At 66.7% G+C, this 17,417-nt stretch carries 14 protein-coding genes; 6 read left to right on the top strand and 8 right to left on the bottom strand.

Translation table 11 applies throughout. The features are described 5' to 3' along the window. Positions 1-72: 72 nt before the first annotated feature. Together ASE79_RS04545 and ASE79_RS04540 are read left to right on the top strand one after the other, a co-directional pair. Entirely contained in the window at positions 73-1,341 is a 1,269-nt protein-coding gene (locus tag ASE79_RS04545) for a DUF445 domain-containing protein (protein ID WP_056412246.1), read from the top strand. Positions 1,342-1,506: 165 nt separating this feature from the next. After that, the gene (locus ASE79_RS04540; protein WP_082445048.1) at positions 1,507-2,001 is read left to right on the top strand and encodes an SgcJ/EcaC family oxidoreductase; all 495 of its coding nucleotides are present in this window, start codon (positions 1,507-1,509) and stop codon (positions 1,999-2,001) included. Between the two features lie 122 nt (positions 2,002-2,123). Here ASE79_RS04540 and ASE79_RS04535 read toward each other — a convergent pair whose 3' ends face one another. Together ASE79_RS04535 and ASE79_RS04530 are read right to left on the bottom strand one after the other, a co-directional pair. Then, on the bottom strand, positions 2,124-2,735 hold the full coding sequence (locus ASE79_RS04535) for a cupin domain-containing protein (protein WP_235516743.1): 612 nt from the start codon (positions 2,733-2,735) through the stop codon (positions 2,124-2,126). A gap of 200 nt (positions 2,736-2,935) precedes the next feature. Continuing rightward, a complete protein-coding gene (locus tag ASE79_RS04530; protein ID WP_234422784.1) occupies positions 2,936-3,652 on the bottom strand; it encodes an HAD family hydrolase in 717 nt (238 codons plus the stop codon). A gap of 62 nt (positions 3,653-3,714) precedes the next feature. On the opposite strand from ASE79_RS04530, the gene ASE79_RS04525 reads away from it, so the two are divergent. Genes ASE79_RS04525 through ASE79_RS04510 form a run of 4 tightly spaced genes read left to right on the top strand, consistent with a single transcriptional unit; the run spans position 3,715 to position 7,272 of the window. Next, positions 3,715-4,824: an ABC transporter permease gene (locus tag ASE79_RS04525; protein WP_056412237.1), complete on the top strand. Its 1,110-nt coding sequence runs from the start codon at positions 3,715-3,717 to the stop codon at positions 4,822-4,824. After that, positions 4,824-5,720 (top strand): ABC transporter ATP-binding protein, encoded by an 897-nt coding sequence (locus ASE79_RS04520; RefSeq protein WP_056412234.1) that lies wholly within the window; start codon positions 4,824-4,826, stop codon positions 5,718-5,720. Before ASE79_RS04525 ends, ASE79_RS04520 begins: the two co-directional genes overlap by 1 nt. Continuing rightward, on the top strand, positions 5,720-6,682 hold the full coding sequence (locus ASE79_RS04515) for an MlaD family protein (protein WP_056412231.1): 963 nt from the start codon (positions 5,720-5,722) through the stop codon (positions 6,680-6,682). Before ASE79_RS04520 ends, ASE79_RS04515 begins: the two co-directional genes overlap by 1 nt. 8 nt (positions 6,683-6,690) lie before the next feature. Further along, positions 6,691-7,272 (top strand): ABC-type transport auxiliary lipoprotein family protein, encoded by a 582-nt coding sequence (locus ASE79_RS04510; protein WP_056412228.1) that lies wholly within the window; start codon positions 6,691-6,693, stop codon positions 7,270-7,272. 93 nt (positions 7,273-7,365) lie between these two features. Here the strand turns inward: ASE79_RS04510 and ASE79_RS04505 are convergent, their stop codons facing one another. The 6 genes from ASE79_RS04505 to ASE79_RS04480 form a co-directional block, all read right to left on the bottom strand. Continuing rightward, a complete protein-coding gene (locus ASE79_RS04505; RefSeq protein ID WP_082445114.1) occupies positions 7,366-8,202 on the bottom strand; it encodes an HpcH/HpaI aldolase/citrate lyase family protein in 837 nt (278 codons plus the stop codon). 14 nt (positions 8,203-8,216) lie between these two features. Further along, positions 8,217-9,836 (bottom strand): alpha-D-glucose phosphate-specific phosphoglucomutase, encoded by a 1,620-nt coding sequence (locus ASE79_RS04500; protein WP_056412223.1) that lies wholly within the window; start codon positions 9,834-9,836, stop codon positions 8,217-8,219. Beyond that, on the bottom strand, positions 9,833-11,281 hold the full coding sequence (glgA, locus tag ASE79_RS04495) for a glycogen synthase GlgA (RefSeq protein WP_056412220.1): 1,449 nt from the start codon (positions 11,279-11,281) through the stop codon (positions 9,833-9,835). Before glgA ends, ASE79_RS04500 begins: the two co-directional genes overlap by 4 nt. A 40-nt stretch (positions 11,282-11,321) precedes the next feature. After that, a complete protein-coding gene (gene glgC, locus ASE79_RS04490) occupies positions 11,322-12,584 on the bottom strand; it encodes a glucose-1-phosphate adenylyltransferase (RefSeq protein WP_082445047.1) in 1,263 nt (420 codons plus the stop codon). A gap of 87 nt (positions 12,585-12,671) precedes the next feature. After that, positions 12,672-14,834, bottom strand: a complete 2,163-nt coding sequence (glgB, locus tag ASE79_RS04485; protein WP_056412217.1) for a 1,4-alpha-glucan branching protein GlgB — start codon at positions 14,832-14,834, stop codon at positions 12,672-12,674. Beyond that, positions 14,831-17,263: a glycogen/starch/alpha-glucan phosphorylase gene (locus ASE79_RS04480; protein WP_056413385.1), complete on the bottom strand. Its 2,433-nt coding sequence runs from the start codon at positions 17,261-17,263 to the stop codon at positions 14,831-14,833. The genes glgB and ASE79_RS04480 overlap by 4 nt, the downstream gene beginning before the upstream one ends. Positions 17,264-17,417: the final 154 nt, after the last annotated feature.

Here is a 17,417-nt window from a genome sequence, read left to right as displayed (position 1 = left end):
CCTCGCTGCACCTGGATGGTCGAACCGCCGCGCCGGCATGAACCTTCGGCGCGCTGGGGGATTGTTTCGGGTATGACGCTTTTATCCCGCACGCGCCCGGTCGGCGAAGCAGCCCCGGCGGCGCTCGTCCGCATGCGGATCGTTGCCACCGGCCTGCTCGTGTTCATGGCGGCGACGTTTTTCGTCAGCCGTGCGCTGGTCCCCGTCCACCCGGCGTTTGCGTTCGTGCGCGCCTTTGCGGAGGCGGCGATGGTCGGCGGGCTGGCCGACTGGTTCGCGGTTACCGCGCTGTTCCGTCATCCGCTAGGTCTGCCGATCCCGCATACCGCGATCGTGCCGCGCAACAAGGACCGGATCGGCGACACGCTGGCGCAGTTCCTCCGCGCGAACTTCCTGATCCCCGTCGTCATCGCGCGGCGCACCCGCCGGCTGGACGTTGCGGGCGCGATCTCGCGCTGGCTGACCGATCCGCCCGAAGGCGCGGGCGGGCGTTTCCGGCAGGGGGCGTCCAAACTGGTCGCGCAGATTCTCGAGGGGCTCGATCCCGCGCGGCTCGGCGGCATGGTCAAGGCAGGGATTGCCACCCGCCTGCGCGCGACCGAAGTCTCGCCGATCCTCGGCCAGTTGCTCAAGGCGGCGATCGCCGAACGCCGGCACGCGCCCTTGCTCGAAAGCGCGATCCGCTGGTCCGCCAAGACGCTGGCAGCGAACGATCACCTCGTCCGCGCGATGGTCCACGACAAGGCTGGCTCGATCCTGCGCTGGACCGGGCTCGACACGACCGTCGCGGACAAGCTCATCGGCGGCTTCGACCGCCTCCTCGCCGAAATGGCAGAGGACCCCGAGCATCCGCTGCGGCTGAAGGCGGAGGAGGGGCTCGACCGGCTCGCCTGGGACCTGCAATATGATCGCCGGATGCGCGAACGCGTCGAGGCGATGAAGAACGACCTGCTCGACAACCCGGCGATGCAGCGCTGGCTCGACGGGCTGTGGGAACAGGCGCGCGGTGCGCTGCTGGCGATCGCGCGGGATCCCGAACGTGCGATGGCGGGCAAGCTCGGCGACGTGCTGCGCCAGTTCGGCGAGACGCTGCATCACGACCCGCGCATGTCGCGCACGATCAACCGGTTCGTGCGCCGCGCAGCGGTCGGCGCGGCGGCGGATTATGGCGACGGCATCGTCAAGCTCGTGTCCGACACCGTGCGCAGCTGGGATGCGGACACGATCACCAGCCGTCTGGAGAATGCCGTCGGGCGCGACCTGCAATATATCCGCGTCAACGGGACGATCGTCGGCGGCCTGGTGGGGCTGGTGATCCACAGCGTCGACGTGCTGTTGTAACGGGTAGCTGCATCCGACCGGCTTGCGGTCCTCCACGGGACGGCGCCAGGCGAGACGACGCCACGCCCGGCAAGGGCCATCAGCCCGCAACCGATCCGTCCACCGGGGCCCGCGCATCGATCCGGCCAAACTGGCGGGAAACGACGACGCGGTCCGTGCCGCCGCATGGTAGATACTGCCTCGGACATCGGGCTGGGGGCATGCGAGATGGTCAGGCACATGATCTGCGGCATGGTGGCGCTATCGAGCGCGGCGATCGCTGCACCACAGTCCCCGGACATGCTGCCCGATCGCTTCGTCGCCGCTTGGAATAGCCATGATCCAAAGGCGTTCGAGTCGCTCTATACGGCGGACGCCATCTGGGTCCCGGTCGCAGAGGAGCGGACCGAGGGACGTGCGGCGATCACCGCTGCGTTCGCCAGCATCCATACGGGCAAAGGCTGGGCAACGGCCACGACGATCGCCAGACGCGATCGGCCCGAGGTTCATGTCCTAACCCCCAACGTGGCGACGATCTTCTTCCACATGGATTTCCTGAAGGACGGCAAACCCATCGCCGGGCTCGAGCGGGCGATGATCCTGGTCGCGGTACGCAGCCGTGGCGGATGGAGGGTCGCCGCAGGACAATTCACCAAGGAGACGCTTGCCGCGGACGGATGAGCCGCGGACCGGATGGCTGCATCGGACCGCGCCATGGCGCGCGGTCCCGGCGAGCATGGTTCATCCGAAATCGGGTCCAGCCGCGCGCCGGCGATACCCCGTCACCGCCCGGCCGGCACGGATCAGAACTTGAGCGGGGGGCCGAGGCGCTCCATGCCGTAGGACCGCATCAAGCCATCGTCCTTTTCCGTGAAATAGCCGCCCGGACCAAAGCCGTTCTGCTCCCACGCGTTGAAGAACGCTTCCATCTTGCCGGCAGGGGCAAAGCTCAGGAGCAGGCGGCCGGCCGTGGGCCCGACAAAGGCCCAGGCATGCGGAACGCCACGCGGGCCAAGGATACAGTCCCCCGTTTTCAACGCATAGCGCGTCTCGCCCACCTGCACCGCATATTCGCCGTCGAGGACGTAGAAGAGTTCGTCCTCGCCATGGTGGACATGCAACGGCGGGCCGCCCCGCCGCTGATTCGCCTGCTCGATGACGAACAGGTCGCCCTTCGCATCGCTCGTGACGACCTTGTAGGTGGTGGCGCTGACGCCGATCTGGCGTTTCTGTCCGGTCCGGTCGCTGCCGGCCCGCACCACCGCGACCGGCAACGCACCGGCCGGACCCGGATCGGGTGTCGTGCTAACTGGATCGGGGCGCGGCGGTGAGATCGTGTCCCCCGACGCGGCGTGCAACGCGGTACCTCCGACCAGCATCGCCAGCGGAAGGGACAAGATCGATCGGCGTTCCATACGTCCTCCTAGAGGTGACGTGCAGCACGCGTTCGTGACGGACCGACGGTAGCTGCGAACGACTAGAACTCTATCGAAATTCCGGATGAAAGACCAGTTCGGCCCCGTTGCAGCGACCGCATTCAAGATCGGTTTCCGACCATGTTGCGCCGGTCCTGCGGTATCAATGGCCCAGGTGACGGCCCACCAGCACCCGGCTGTCAGCGCTCCCAGTCGGGCATCGGCCAGCCCTTGGCCTTCGCCAGCAACCGCAGCGGCCCATGCGCATTCACCGCGAACGGCTCGTCCGCCCAGTCGAAGGTCGGCGCGTCGGACACATGGTCCGAATAGAACCGCACATGCGCGTCCTTACGAGCGATGCCTTCGCGGGCCATCCAGGCCTCGATCATCCGCAATTTCGCCGGGCCGTAGCAATTCTCGCCGTCGATCCCGGCCAGCAGATGGCCGTCGGCATCGCGCAGGCTCTCCGTCCCGATCACCGCGTCGAAGCCCAGCCGCTCGGCGATCGCCTCGACATAGAAGCGGTACGATGCGGTCGCCATGACCAGCCGGTAGCCCGCCGCGCGGTCCGCCTCGATCCGCGCGCGCGCGCCGGCGAACACGCCGTCGCGCACCACCCGGTCGGCAAACGCCTCCGCGCTGCGGCGTTCCTGCGCGGGCGACAGGCGCTTGCCGAGCATCATCCGCTGCATGACGTACTTCAACCGACCCCGGCTGATCAGCCGTCCGACATAGCCGAGCGCGGCCACGCCGGCGAACGGCACCAGCGCCAGCCGCCACGGCGCACCGCTGGTCCGCGCGGTGTGGAGCAGGAACGGCGTCCAGGTCGGCATATGCGTGATCGTCTTGTCCATATCGTAGATAGCGAGGCGGACGGACGGTGCGCTGGACGGGCGGGCAGGATAGATTTCGGTCATCATCGCGACTTACGCCGCATTCACCTTGCCGATCCAGTCGGTTTGCCGCAAAGGTGCGGCCGATGAGCGCGATGGCCGATTTCCAACAGGACGGTGCCGATACCGGCACGCTTCGGTTTACCGGCGATCTGTCGCTGGCCAAGATCGGCAATCTGCCCGACCGGCTCGAGTCGGTCGATGCGTCGTCGGTCAAGCATGTCGATCTCAGCGGGGTCGACCGGATCGACACGATCGGCGCCTGGATCGTCCACCGCTTCGCTGCGCGCAACGATGCGACGATCGATGGGCTCGATGCCAATGACCAGGCGCTGTTCGACCAGGTCGTCGCCTCCGATCAGCCGATGGCCGCCAGGCCTGCCAAGGTCAGCGCCGTCAGCCGCGTGCTCGGCGAGATCGGCGATGCGGTCGTGCTGTCGGGCAAGACGATGCTCGGACTGCTCGGCTTTCTCGGCGCCACCACGGTCGCATTCGGCAGCGTCATTCGTCATCCGCAGCGGTTCCGGTTCAATGCCGTCGTCCAGCGCTTCGAGGTCGTCGGCGTCGCCGCACTCGGCATTGTCGGACTGATGAGCTTCCTGATCGGCATGGTCATCGCGCAGCAGGGCGCGGTCCAGCTGCGCCAGTTCGGTGCCGAAGTCTTCACGATCAACCTCGTCGGTCGCCTGACGATCCGCGAACTCGGCCTGCTGATGACCGCGATAATGGTCGCGGGGCGCTCGGGATCGGCGTTCGCGGCACAGCTCGGCACGATGAAGCTGACCGAGGAGATCGACGCGATGCGGACGATCGGCGTGTCGCCGATGGAGGCGCTGGTCCTGCCGCGCGTCTTGGCGGCGATCGTGATGATGCCGCTGCTCGGCTTCTACGCATCGGTCATCGCGATCATCGGCGGCGGGCTGCTATGCTGGGTGCAGCTGGGCATCCCGCCGGTCACCTTCATCGCGCGCATCCGCGAGGTCGTGCCGATCACCGATCTGTACATCTCGCTGATCAAGGCGCCGGTGTTCGGCGCGATCATTGCGATCGCGGGCTGCTTCCAGGGGATGCAGGTCGAATCCGACGCGGAACAGGTCGGCCTGCGCACCACCTCCGCGGTCGTCCAGGGCATTTTCCTGGTGATCGTCCTCGACGCGTTCTTCGCGGTGTTCTTCACCTGGTTGGGTTGGGACTGATGCCCCGCAAGACAGACGATATCGTCATCTCCGTGAAGGGGCTGAAGAACGCATTCGGCGAGTCGGTGGTGCATGAAGGGCTAGACCTCGACGTGCGGCGCGGCGAGATACTGGGCGTGGTTGGCGGATCGGGTACCGGCAAGTCGGTGCTGATGCGTTCGATCATCGGGCTGCAGACTCCCGAGTCGGGCGAGATCACCGTCTTTGGCGAGCCCAATATCGGCCGCGAAGAGACCGAGGCGACCGAGATCCGCAAGCGCTGGGGCGTGTTGTTCCAGGGCGGTGCGCTGTTCTCGACGTTGACGGTCGCCGAGAATGTCGAAGTGCCGTTGCGCGAATTCTACCCGGACCTGACAGGCGCGCTGCTCTCGGAGATCGCGTCGTACAAGGTCGTGATGACCGGCCTGCCTGCCGACGCGGCGAACAAGTTTCCGTCCGAACTGTCGGGCGGCATGAAGAAGCGCGCAGGGCTGGCGCGGGCGCTGGCGCTCGATCCGGAGCTGCTGTTTCTCGACGAGCCGACCGCAGGGCTCGATCCGATCGGGGCCGCGGCGTTCGACGGGTTGATCCAGTCGTTGCAGAAGACGCTGGGGCTGACGGTGTTCCTGATCACGCACGACCTCGACACGCTCTATGCGATCTGCGACCGGGTCGCGGTGCTCGCCGACAAGAAGGTGATCGCGGTCGGCACGATCGATGAGCTGATTGCGCTCGATCACCCGTGGATCGAGGAATATTTCAAGGGGCCGCGCGGTCGTGCCGCGGTCGCGACGCAGGAGGCGCACGAGCGTGCCGACCAGGTCGCGGATGCCCACCCCACGGAAGTCCAGTCCAAGCAGTCCGCGCCGGACGACGCCGACGCGACATACGCCGAGAAAGAAGCAAGGACGCGCTGATGGAAACCCGTTCGAACCACGTCCTAGTCGGCGCCGTCGTGCTGATCCTGCTGGCCCTGCTGGCGCTGTTCACCGTGTGGATCGCGCGGCTGGGCGGCAAGGAGGAGAAGGAATACGACATCTTCTTCCGCCAGTCGGTCGACGGGCTCGCGCGCGGGTCCGCGGTGGTGTTCTCGGGTGTGCCGTCGGGCCAGGTGAAGACGATTTCGCTGTGGAAGAACGATCCGCAGTTCGTCCGGGTCCGGATCAGCGTCAACGACGAGACCCCGGTGCTGCAGGGCACGACCGCGTCGATCTCGGGCGTCGGCTTCACCGGCGTCAGCCAGGTGTCGCTCGATGGCGCGCGTAAGGGCGCTCCGGCGGTCGCGTGCCCCGACGTCAATGGCCAGCCTTGCCCGTATGGCGTACCGGTCATTCCGACTAAGCAGGGTGGCCTCGGCGCGATCCTGAACTCGGCACCGCAGTTGCTCGAGCGCCTGTCGACGCTGACCGAGCGGCTGACCGGGCTGCTGACCGACCGTAACCAGGCATCGATCGCGGGCATCCTCGAAAACACCAACCGCTTGACCGATGCGCTCGCGGACCGCGGGCCGGAGATCGCGGCGACACTCGCGCAGACTCGTGTTGCGATCCAGCAGGCGGGCGATGCCGCGCAGCAGTTCGGCGTGCTCGCCAAGACCACCAACGGCGTCCTGTCCGAGGACGTGAAGCCGGCGATGGCCAATCTGAACAAGGCGATCGTCTCCGCGCAGCAGAGCGCCGACACGCTGAATTCGGCGATCGGCGATGCGCGGCCGGGGTTGCAGGCCTTCTCGAAGACGACGATTCCCGAGGCCAACCGTCTGGTCCGCGATCTGCGGACGACTGCGGCGGCCTTGTCGTCGGTCGCCGAAAAGGTTGACCAGCAGGGTGCGAGTTCGCTGATCGGGCAGCAGAAGCTCCCGGATTACAAGGGTAAGTGAGGCACGCCATGAAGACACCGCTCATCCTGATCGCGATGCTGCCGCTTGCCGGGTGCATCAGCTTCGGCGCCAAACCGCCCCCCACGCTGCTGACGCTGACGAGCGCGTCTGCGGTGACGGTCGGGCAGAACCAGGATTCGGCGACGACCAAGTCGATCACGATCCAAGTGCCTGTCGTGCCGCAGTCGCTGGCGACCGCGCGCGTGCCGGTGCAGGCGACGCCGACCTCGATCGCCTATGTCACCGATGCGCAGTGGGCGGAGCCGCCGGCGCGTTTGTTCGCGCGGCTGGTGTCGGACACGGTCGCGTCGCGGACCGGGCTCGTCGTGTTGTCGACCGCGCAGTCGATCGGCGATCCTGGCGGCCTGCTCGGCGGCGAGCTCCGGACGTTCGGGCTTGATGCGACGACTCGCGAGGCGGTCGTGACGTTCGATGCCTCGCTGACCCGCGTCGGCAAGACGTCGGTCGAGAAGCATCGCTTCGAAGCCCGCGTGCCCGTCTCGGCGATCGACGCCCCCTCGGCGGCGGCGGGGATCAACCAGGCGGCGAACCAGGTCGCGACCGAGGTGGCGGACTGGATCGGGCGGTGAACGCCGCGGCGGTCTGACCGTTGGGGCTCTCTGACAAGGAGAGCCGCAATGCCACACGGCGCGCGAACGCTGAGGGCTAAGCTCTAGCCGGCTTTAGAGCCGCAGCATCGCTTCCGCTTCGGCGAGGTGCAGCCGCTCGACCATCTGGCCATCGAGGCGAATGGCGCCCTTGTCCGCAGTGTCGGGCATCGCGAACGCAGCGACGATCGCGCGGGCCCATGCCAGCTCGTCCTCGCTTGGACCAAAGCCGCTATTTGCCGCCTCGATCTGCGATGGGTGGATCAGCGTCTTGCCGTCGAACCCCAGCATCGCGCCCTGCGCGCATTCGGCCTCAAATCGCGCCTGATCGTCGAGGGCGTTGCAGACGCCATCGAGCGCGACGATCCCCGCCGCGCGGGCGGCCATCACGATCGACGCAAGCGCCGGAATCAACGGCGTCCGATCGGCCCCGAGGCGGCACCGCATCTCTTTGGCAAGATCGTTCGTACCCGCCACCAGCGCGGTCAATCGCGCCGCCGTGGCGGCTTCGGACAGCGCCGGCAGCGACAGGATCGCGGCGCAGGTCTCGATCATCGCCCAGATTGGCGGGCCGTCGTCGCCAAGCGAGGTGCGAACCGCGTTCAAATCGGCCGGGTAGGACAGCTTGGGCACCAGCACCGCATCGACGCCGATCCCGCGCACCGCGGCGATGTCGTCCGCGTACCACGCCGTGTCGAGGCCGTTGATTCGGACGACGAGTTCGCGCGCGCCGAAACCTCCTTCGCGCACGGCCGCGACGACGCGGTCGCGCGCGGCGATCTTCTCCTCCGGCGCGACGGCATCCTCCAGGTCGAGGATGACGACGTCGCAGTCGAGCGTCCGTGCCTTGGCAATCGCACGCGCGTTTGACGCGGGCATGTAGAGCGCGCTCCGACGGCGCCGATGCGTCATGCTGCCAGCGTTCATCAGGTGATGACGTCGGGTTTCAAGCGGCCGGTATGCTCGGCAATCCCTGCGATCGACTCCGCGGCGGCGACGATGCCGGCGAGCATCTCGCCGGTGTCGCGGTCGAGATCGCCGCCGACGGGTTCGTAGCGTTCGAGATAGACGCGCAAGGTCGCGCCGGTGGTGCCCGTGCCCGACAGGCGGAACACGACCCGGCTGCCGCCTGCGAACAGGATGCGCACGCCCTGGTCGCGGCTGATCGAGCCGTCGGTCGGATCAGTATAGCCGAACTCGTCCGCGGTCTCGACGGTGAGGTCGCCGAACTGCCGTCCGGGGAGCGTTGCGAGGCTGGCGCGAAGGGCGGCCATCAGCGCGTCGGCCCGCTGGGTTTCGACGCCCTCATAATCGTGGCGTGCATAATAGTTGCGACCGAACTTGGCCCAGTGATCGCGCGCGATCACGTCGACACTCTCGCCGCGGACTGCGAGGATGTTGAGCCAGAGAAGGACCGCCCACAGCCCATCCTTCTCGCGGACATGGTCGGAGCCGGTGCCGGCGCTCTCTTCGCCGCAGATCGTCGCCATGCCCGCATCGAGCAGATTGCCGAAGAATTTCCAGCCGGTCGGCGTTTCGTAGGCTGGGATACCAAGCGCCGCCGCGACGCGGTCCGCCGCCGCGCTGGTCGGCATCGAGCGGGCGATGCCCTTGAGGCCGCCGGCGTAACCAGGGGCGAGGTGCGCGTTGGCCGCGAGCATTGCGAGGCTGTCGGAGGGGGTGACGAAGCGGTGCTTGCCGATGATCAGGTTGCGGTCGCCATCGCCGTCCGACGCCGCGCCGAAATCAGGCGCATCTGGAGCCATCATCGTCTCGTACAGCGCGTGCGCGTGGACGAGGTTGGGGTCGGGGTGATGCCCGCCGAAATCGGGGAGCGGCGTGCCGTTGCGCACCGTGCCGGCCGCAAAGCCCAGCCGGCGTTCGAGGATCTCGGTCGCATAGGGGCCGGTGACCGCGCTCATCGCGTCGAACGCCATCGTCAGCTTGGCGGCGCGGATCGCGTCGAAATCGAACAGCGTCTCCATCAGCGCGGCATAAGCCTCGACCGGATCGACGACCTCGACGGGCATGTCACCGACCATGACCTCGCCGTCCTGGTCGAGATCGATGTCGGCGGCGTCGACTGTGAGCCAGCGGTCGATCTCGAGCGTCCGCGCGTTGATCGCGTCGGTGATCGATTCGGGCGCGGGGCCGCCATTGGCGATGTTGTACTTGATCCCGAAATCCTCGTCGGGACCGCCGGGGTTGTGGCTGGCGGACAGGACCAGCCCGCCGACCGCGCCGCGCTTGCGGATCATGTGGCTCGCGGCAGGCGTCGACAGGATACCACCGCGGCCGACGATCACGCGGCCAAAGCCGTTCGCCGCCGCCATGCGGATCGCGACCTGGATCACCTCGCGGTTGAGGAAGCGGCCGTCGCCGCCGATCACCAGCGTCGCGCCCGCCTTGTCCGCGACCACGTCGAACACCGACTGGACGAAGTTCTCGGCATAGTTGGTCTGCTGGAAGACCTTCACCTTCTTGCGCAGGCCCGATGTGCCGGGCTTCTGGTCGGTGTAGGGCGTGGTCGAGACGGTGCGGGTCATGCGCGCTCCAGGAGGTTCGAATACAGGGTCGCGTAGCGGCGGCCGCTCTCGTCCCACGAGAAGTCCGCGCGCATCGCGTTGCGCTGCAACATGGCCCAGCGATCGGGGCGTGCATAGAGTGCGAACGTTCGGCGCAACGCATGGCTGAGTGCTTCCGGCGTGATGCCGTCATGCTGGATGCCGGTCGCGACCCCCGCGGCGATCGCAGCCTCGTTCGCGTCGATCACCGTGTCGGCGAGGCCGCCGGTGCGCGCGACAACGGGGATGCAGCCATAAGCCAGTCCGTAGAGCTGAGTCAGGCCGCAGGGTTCGAACCGCGATGGGATCAGGATCGCGTCGGCACCCGCCTGAAGGAGATGCGATACGGGCTCGTCATAGCCGATGCGGACGCCGATCCGGCCGGGATGGCGATCCGCGGCGGCGAGGAAGGCGCGTTCGAGCGCGGCATCGCCCGAGCCGAGCAGCGCGAGCCGGCCGCCGAGCGCGACGAGTTCGTCGATCTCTGCGACGAGGACGTCCATGCCCTTTTGCCAGGTCAGCCGGCTGATGACGGTGAAGATCGGGCCATCGTCGCGGTCGAGCCCGTAGAGCGTCTCGACCGCGCGCTTGTTCGCGCGACGGCGGGTGAGCGTGCGGGCGGTGTAAGGTGAGGCGAGCAGCGAGTCGGTCGCGGGGTTCCAGACTGCGGGGTCGATGCCGTTGACGATTCCCGTGAGGCGATCGGCACGGACGTTGATCAGCCCTTCGAGGCCCATGCCGAATTCGCCGCGACGAATCTCGGCGGCGTAGGTCGGGCTGACCGTGGTAATCGCGTCGGCGGCCTCAAGTCCGGCCTTCAGGAAACCGACGCCGCCATAATATTCGACCCCGTCGAGCGCGAACGCCGCGTCGGGCAGCGCAAGGTCGGCGAAGATCTCCGCGCCATAGCGGCCCTGGAACGCGATATTGTGGATCGTGACGATCGTCTTTGCGGGGGTGCCGGGGCCGGGGGCATAGCGCAGATAGGCGGGCGCCATCGCCGCCTGCCAGTCATGCGCGTGGAGGATGTCAAAGTCCTGGCCCTCGACCACGCCCGAGGCGAGATCCGCCGCGGCCCGGCTGAAGGCCGCGAAGCGCAGCCAGTTGTCGACCCAGTCGGCGCCGGTCGCGTCGCCGTACGGGCCGCCACCGCGCGTGAAGAGGCTGGGTGCGTCGAGCACGAGCAGCGGATGCTCGCCGATCCTGGCTTCGAGGATCCGGGCCTCGACGCCGAGCAGGTTGTCATAGCGATGGACGACCTTCGCGTTCCCGGTGACCGCCGCGAGCGCGGGATAGCCCGGGAGGAAGGTCGTCATCGTCACGCCGTGATGCGCGAGTGCGGCGGGCAGAGCGCCGACGACGTCAGCCAGCCCGCCGGTCTTGATCAGCGGATACGCCTCCGACGCCACCGAAAGAACGCGCATCATTCGAACTCCCGTTGCAGCGACGCCGGCGCTGGTCGCATGCTCATTCGGTCAGCCGGTCGATCATCGATTTGGTCACGAGCACCACGCCATTGTCGGTCCGGCGGAAGCGTTGCGCGTCGAGCACCGGATCCTCGCCGACGACGAGGCCGTCGGGGATCACCACGCCGCGGTCGACCACCACCTTCGACAGCCGCGCGCCGCGACCGATCACGCAATGCGGCAGGATCACCGCCTGGTCGAGCACCGAGTAGCTGTGCGCGCGCGTGCCGGTGAAGATCAGGCTGCGGTGGATCGACGAACCCGAGATGATGCAGTCGCCCGAGACGAGGCTCGATACCGCCTCGCCGCGACGACCGTCCTCGGCATGGACGAACTTGGCGGGCGGGGTCACCTCGGAATAGGTCCAGAGCGGCCAGCTGCGGTCATAGAGATCGAGCTTGGGCACGACGTCGGTGAGGTCGATATTGGCTTCCCAATAGGCGTCGACCGTGCCGACATCGCGCCAATAGGCCTCGACTTCGCCCTCGGATCGCACACAGCTGTCCGAGAAGCGATGCGCGACCGCCTTGCCGTGCTTGACGAGGTACGGAATGATATCCTTGCCGAAATCGCGCGACGAGCCCGGCGTCTCTGCGTCGCGGCGCAGTTCGTCGAACAGCAACTTGGTGTGGAAGACATAGATTCCCATCGATGCCAGCGCGATGTCCGGATTGCCCGGAATCGCGGGCGGATCGGCAGGCTTCTCGACGAACGCGGTGACGTTGTCATGCTCGTCGACCGCCATCACGCCGAAGCCGACCGCCTCCATCCGTGGCACTTCGAGGCAGGCGATCGTGACGTCCGCGCCTGTCTCGCAATGCTGTTGCAGGATCAGCTCGTAATCCATCTTGTAGATGTGATCGCCCGCCAGGATGACCATATATTCGGGTGCGTGGCTCTCAATGATGTCGATGTTCTGGTAGACCGCATCGGCGGTGCCCTCATACCATTGGAATTCGCTGATCCGCTGTGACGCGGGCAGGATGTCGAAGCTCTCATTGCGTTCGGAGCGCAGGAAGTTCCAGCCGCTCTGCAGGTGGCGGATCAGCGAATGCGCCTTGTACTGCGTGGCGACACCGATCCGGCGGATGCCCGAATTGATCGCGTTGGACAGCGCGAAATCGATGATCCGTGCCTTGCCGCCGAAATACACCGCGGGTTTCGCGCGCGTGTCGGTCAGCTCCATCAGCCGACTACCGCGACCACCGGCCAGCACATACGCCATCGCGTCGCGCGCCAGTGGCTGTCCCCGCCGTTCAACCATGTCCGTCTCTCCCTAATCGTCCGCGGTATAACGCGCCGTCACCCGCGGGTTGTTCCGTCATTGCGCCGGATCGGTCTTCGAACTCGATCAGCCTTCGTATTCGAGCATGATCGTGGCAAGCGGCGGCAGCGTCACCCACGCCGCGCCATTCTCCGCGACCACGCCGCCGAGATTGCCGAGCCCGCTGCCCCAATAGTCATGCGCATCGCTGTTGATGATCTCGCACCAGCGGCCGTCGAGCGGCAGCGGGATACGGTAGGGTGCGCGCGCGATCGGCGTCATGTTGGCGATCACCGCGACGGGCTTTGCGCCTGGCGCCTTGCGCAGCCACGCGAAGACCGAATTGGCGGCGTCGTCGGCGATCAGCCATTCGAAGCCCTCCGCCTCGCAGTCTCGGGCATGAAGCGCGGGCTTGTCGCGATAGACCGCGTTCAGGTCTCGGACGAGGTTGCGGATGCCTTCATGGCTCCGTGCATTGCGCAGATCCCAGTCGAGCGCGCGGCCTTCGGACCATTCGCGCCGCTGCGCGAATTCCTGCCCCATGAAGAGCAATTTCTTGCCCGGATAGCCCCACATGAACGCGTAATAGGCACGCAGGTTCGCGAATTGTTGCCAGTCGTCGCCGGGCATCTTGGTCAGCAGCGAACCCTTGCCGTGGACCACTTCGTCGTGGCTCAGCGGCAGGACGAAATTCTCGCTGAACGCATAGACGAGCCCGAAATTTATCTCGCCATGGTGATGCTTCCGGTGCAGCGGATCGCGCGCCATGTACTGGAGCGTGTCGTGCATGAAACCCATGTTCCACTTGAACCCGAAGCCCAGGCCACCGCTCTTTCCGTCGTCGCCGACGGGGGCGGAGACGCCCGGCCACGAAGTCGATTCCTCGGCGATCGTGAAGATGCCGGGATGCTGGCCGTACACCGCGCGGTTCATGTCGCGCAGGAACGCGACCGCTTCCCAATTCTCGCGCCCGCCGGTGTCGTTGGGGATCCATTCGCCCGCCTCGCGCGAATAATCGCGGTAGAGCATCGACGCGACCGCATCCACGCGAAGCCCGTCGATATGATAGCGCTCGGCCCAGAACAGCGCGTTGTTGACGAGGAACGACGCCACCTCGCGCCGGCCGAAATTGTAGATCGCGGTGTTCCAGTCGGGGTGGAAGCCGAGCCGCGGGTCCTCATGCTCGTAGAGCGCGGTGCCGTCGAAATGCGCGAGCCCGAACGCGTCGGTCGGGAAATGCGCAGGCACCCAGTCGAGCAGCACGCCGATCCCGGCCAGATGCGCGCCATCGACGAACCGCGCGAACCCCTCGACATCGCCGAACCGTGCGGACGGCGCGTACAGCCCGGTGGTCTGATAGCCCCAGCTCGGATCATAGGGATGTTCGCTAATCGGCATGAACTCGATGTGCGTGAAGCCCATCTCGACCACGTACGGGATCAACCGGTCGGCGAGCGCGTCCCAGGTCAGGAACCAGCCCTCGGCGTCGCGGTCCCAGGATCCGGCATGCACCTCGTAGATGCTGATCGGCACGCGGCGCGGATCGACCGAGGCCCAGTGCGCGCGGTGGCTCGTATCGGCCCATTCGTGCGCGAGCGTGCGCGTGATCGACGCGGTCGCGGGGCGCAGCTCGCTGGCAAAGGCGAACGGATCGGCCTTGAGCGGCTGGAGCCGGCCATCGGGGCCGACGATCTCGTATTTATACGCGCGATATTCGGCGATGTCGGGGATGAAGATCTCCCACACGCCGACGTCGCCGCGCTTGCGCATCGTATGGCGGCGACCGTCCCAGTCGTTGAAGTCGCCGACGACTGAGACGCGCTGCGCGTTGGGCGCCCAAAGTGCGAAATGGACGCCGTGTGCGCCTTCATGCTCGATCAGGTGCGCGCCCATCTTGTCGTGGAGGCGGTGGTGCGTGCCCTCGGCCATCAGCACATCGTCGACGGGGCCGAGCACGGGGCCGAAGCTGTACGGGTCGGTCACCCACCAGTCCGCGCCGCCGCCCTCGGCATGATATTTCACCGGCTGCGGATCGCCCTCGATCGGCCCTTCGAACAGCCCGCGATCGTCGATCCGGGGGAGGGTGCCGAGAGTCTTGCCGTCGAGCGCATACGCCTCCGCCGTCGCCGCGCCCGGCAGCCAGGCGCGCGCGAACGTGCCCCCGGGCCCGGCATGCACGCCGAGCAACGAGAAGGGGTCGTCGTGACGCCCCTCGATCAGGGCAACGATGGCGCCTTCGGGTGGCTTCACATTACCGTCCAGATATCGCGCGCATATTCGCGGATCGTGCGGTCGGACGAGAACCAGCCGACGCGCGCGACGTTGCGCACGGTCGAGGCGACCCATGCGTCGCGATCGTTCCAGCGCGCGTCGACGCTACGCTGCGCGGTGGCATAGCTGTCGAAATCGGCGGCGAGCATGAACCAGTCGCCCTCGTACAGCCCGCCCATCAGCCCGGCGTAACGCTGACGATCATCGGGCGAGAACACCCCCGACGCGATCGCGGAGACGGCCTGGCGCAGCTCGTTCGACCCGTCGATCACATTGCGCGGATCATAGCCCGACGCGCGCTTCGCCTCGACCTCGTCCGCGGTCATGCCGAAGATGAAGATATTGTCGTCGCCGACGCGGTCCTTGATCTCGATATTCGCGCCGTCGAGCGTGCCGATCGTCAGCGCGCCGTTCATCGCGAACTTCATGTTGCCGGTGCCCGACGCCTCGAGCCCCGCGGTCGAGATCTGTTCGCTGAGATCGGCGGCGGGAATGATCTTCTCGGCGAGCGACACGTTGTAGTTGGGCAGGAACGCGACCTTCAGAAGCCCGCCGACCGACGGGTCCGCATTGATCCGGCGCGCGACGTCGTTCGCCAGTTTGATGACGAGCTTCGCATTGTGATAGCTCGACGCCGCCTTGCCCGCGAACAGCTTGACGCGCGGAGTCCAGTCGCGTTCGGGATGGCTGCGGATCTGGTCGTACAGCGCGACCGTCTCGATGATGTTGAGCAGCTGGCGCTTATACTCATGGATGCGCTTGATCTGCACGTCGAACAGCGCGTCGGGGTCGATGCGCAGCCCCATGCTGTCCTTGATATGATTTGCCAGTGCCACCTTGTTCGAACGCTTAACCGCCCAAAACCGCTCCCTGAAGGCGGAATCGTCGGCAAAAACATCGAGATCGATCAGCTTTTCCGCATCGTCGAGGAAGCCGTCCCCGATCGCGTCGCGGATCAGCGTGGTGAGTCCCGGGTTGCACTGTTGCAGCCAGCGGCGCGGCGTGATCCCGTTGGTCTTGTTGTTGATCCGCGTCGGATACAGGCGGTGGAGATCGGCGAAGACGGTCTTCTTCATCAGTTGCGTATGAAGGGCTGCGACGCCGTTGACGCTGTGCGATCCGGCAAAGGCAAGATTGGCCATCCGCACGCGCCGCTCGCCACCCTCGTCGATCAGGCTGATCGCGGCGATCGCGCGGTCGTCGATGCCGTCCACGCCGCGTGCCTCGCGCAGCAGCCTTGCGTTGATCGCGTAGACGATCTGCATGTGGCGCGGCAGCAGTCGCTCGAACAGCGGCAGCGGCCAGCTCTCCAGCGCCTCGGGCAGCAATGTGTGGTTGGTATAGCCGAACGTCGCGCGCGTGATCTTCCACGCCTCGTCGAACGCGAATTCGTGATGATCGATCAGCAACCGCATCAGCTCGGCGACCGACACCGCGGGGTGCGTGTCGTTCAGCTGGATCGCGGCCTTGTCGGGCAGCGTGCGGATGTCGCCGAAATACTGGATGTGGCGGCGGACGATGTCCTGGATCGAGGCGGACGAGAAGAAATATTCCTGCCGCAGCCGCAATTCCTGCCCCGCCGCGGTCGAATCATTGGGATAGAGAACGCGCGTGAGCGTCTCGGCGCGCAGCTGGTCGGCGAGCGCACCGGTGAAGTCGCCCGCGTTGAACCGGTCGAGCTTGATCGGATCGAACGCGCGGGCGGTCCACAGTCTCAGCGTGTTGACGTGTTTGCCGCGCCAGCCGACGACGGGGGTATCGACCGCCATCGCCTCGACCGCCTCGGCCGGGCTCCAATGGATCTGTCCGCTGTCGGTTGCGGTCACCTCACCGCCGAAGCCCACGAAATAGGCGCTCTCGCGGCGTTCGAATTCCCACGGATTGCCGTGCGCGAGCCAGCTTTCGGGCATCTCGACCTGCCAGCCGTCGTCGATCCGCTGGCGGAACATGCCGTTCACATAGCGGATGCCATAGCCATAGGCGGGCAGTGCGAGGCTCGCCATGCTCTCCATGAAGCATGCCGCGAGCCGCCCAAGCCCGCCATTGCCGAGCGCCGCATCGGGCTCGATCTCCTCGAGCGCGGCGAGGTCGACGCCGTGCAGCGCGAGCGCACGCGTCACTTCGCGGCTGCGTTGCAGGTTCGTCACCGCGTCGCGCAACAGGCGCCCGATCAGGAATTCGAGGCTGAGATAATAGACGCGCTTGGCGCCCGCCGCATGCGCCGCCTTGGTCGACGCCATCCAGCGTTCAACGATGTCGTTGCGCACCGTCAGGATCGTTGCCGCAAGCCAGTCGTGCGGAAGCGCCGCCTGCGCATCCTTGCCGATCCGATGGACGAGCGTGTCGAGGATCGAATCGGCAAGATCCTGGGCGGTTGCCGTATTCTGGGTGGGCTGCTGTACGGCGATATCTGAGGTCACGCGGCTTCCGGCTTGGTTACGGTCGCCACAATCCTAGCCGTCCATGCGCGGTTGTCACGCGCGCTTCGGCTCGCCTGCAAGATAATCGGTATCGGGGGGAGAGACGTCGACCGCGTGCAAGGCCGGTCGACATGGTCTGGGT

The sequence above is a fragment of the Sphingomonas sp. Leaf28 genome (assembly GCF_001421685.1).
Classification (GTDB): domain Bacteria; phylum Pseudomonadota; class Alphaproteobacteria; order Sphingomonadales; family Sphingomonadaceae; genus Sphingomonas; species Sphingomonas aurantiaca.
The sequence above is the reverse complement of the archived record's forward strand: the minus strand, read 5'-3'. Positions and strand labels throughout refer to the sequence as shown.

Bases quoted from the DNA above. Each gene is read 5' to 3' on its own strand.
- ASE79_RS04545 (WP_056412246.1), top strand. From the start codon at position 73: ATGACGCTTTTATCCCGCACGCGCCCGGTCGGCGAAGCAGCCCCGGCG.
- ASE79_RS04540 (WP_082445048.1), top strand. From the start codon at position 1,507: ATGGTAGATACTGCCTCGGACATCGGGCTGGGGGCATGCGAGATGGTC.
- ASE79_RS04535 (WP_235516743.1), bottom strand. From the start codon at position 2,735: ATGGAACGCCGATCGATCTTGTCCCTTCCGCTGGCGATGCTGGTCGGA.
- ASE79_RS04530 (WP_234422784.1), bottom strand. From the start codon at position 3,652: ATGACCGAAATCTATCCTGCCCGCCCGTCCAGCGCACCGTCCGTCCGC.
- ASE79_RS04525 (WP_056412237.1), top strand. From the start codon at position 3,715: ATGAGCGCGATGGCCGATTTCCAACAGGACGGTGCCGATACCGGCACG.
- ASE79_RS04520 (WP_056412234.1), top strand. From the start codon at position 4,824: ATGCCCCGCAAGACAGACGATATCGTCATCTCCGTGAAGGGGCTGAAG.
- ASE79_RS04515 (WP_056412231.1), top strand. From the start codon at position 5,720: ATGGAAACCCGTTCGAACCACGTCCTAGTCGGCGCCGTCGTGCTGATC.
- ASE79_RS04510 (WP_056412228.1), top strand. From the start codon at position 6,691: ATGAAGACACCGCTCATCCTGATCGCGATGCTGCCGCTTGCCGGGTGC.
- ASE79_RS04505 (WP_082445114.1), bottom strand. From the start codon at position 8,202: ATGACGCATCGGCGCCGTCGGAGCGCGCTCTACATGCCCGCGTCAAAC.
- ASE79_RS04500 (WP_056412223.1), bottom strand. From the start codon at position 9,836: ATGACCCGCACCGTCTCGACCACGCCCTACACCGACCAGAAGCCCGGC.
- glgA (WP_056412220.1), bottom strand. From the start codon at position 11,281: ATGATGCGCGTTCTTTCGGTGGCGTCGGAGGCGTATCCGCTGATCAAG.
- glgC (WP_082445047.1), bottom strand. From the start codon at position 12,584: ATGGTTGAACGGCGGGGACAGCCACTGGCGCGCGACGCGATGGCGTAT.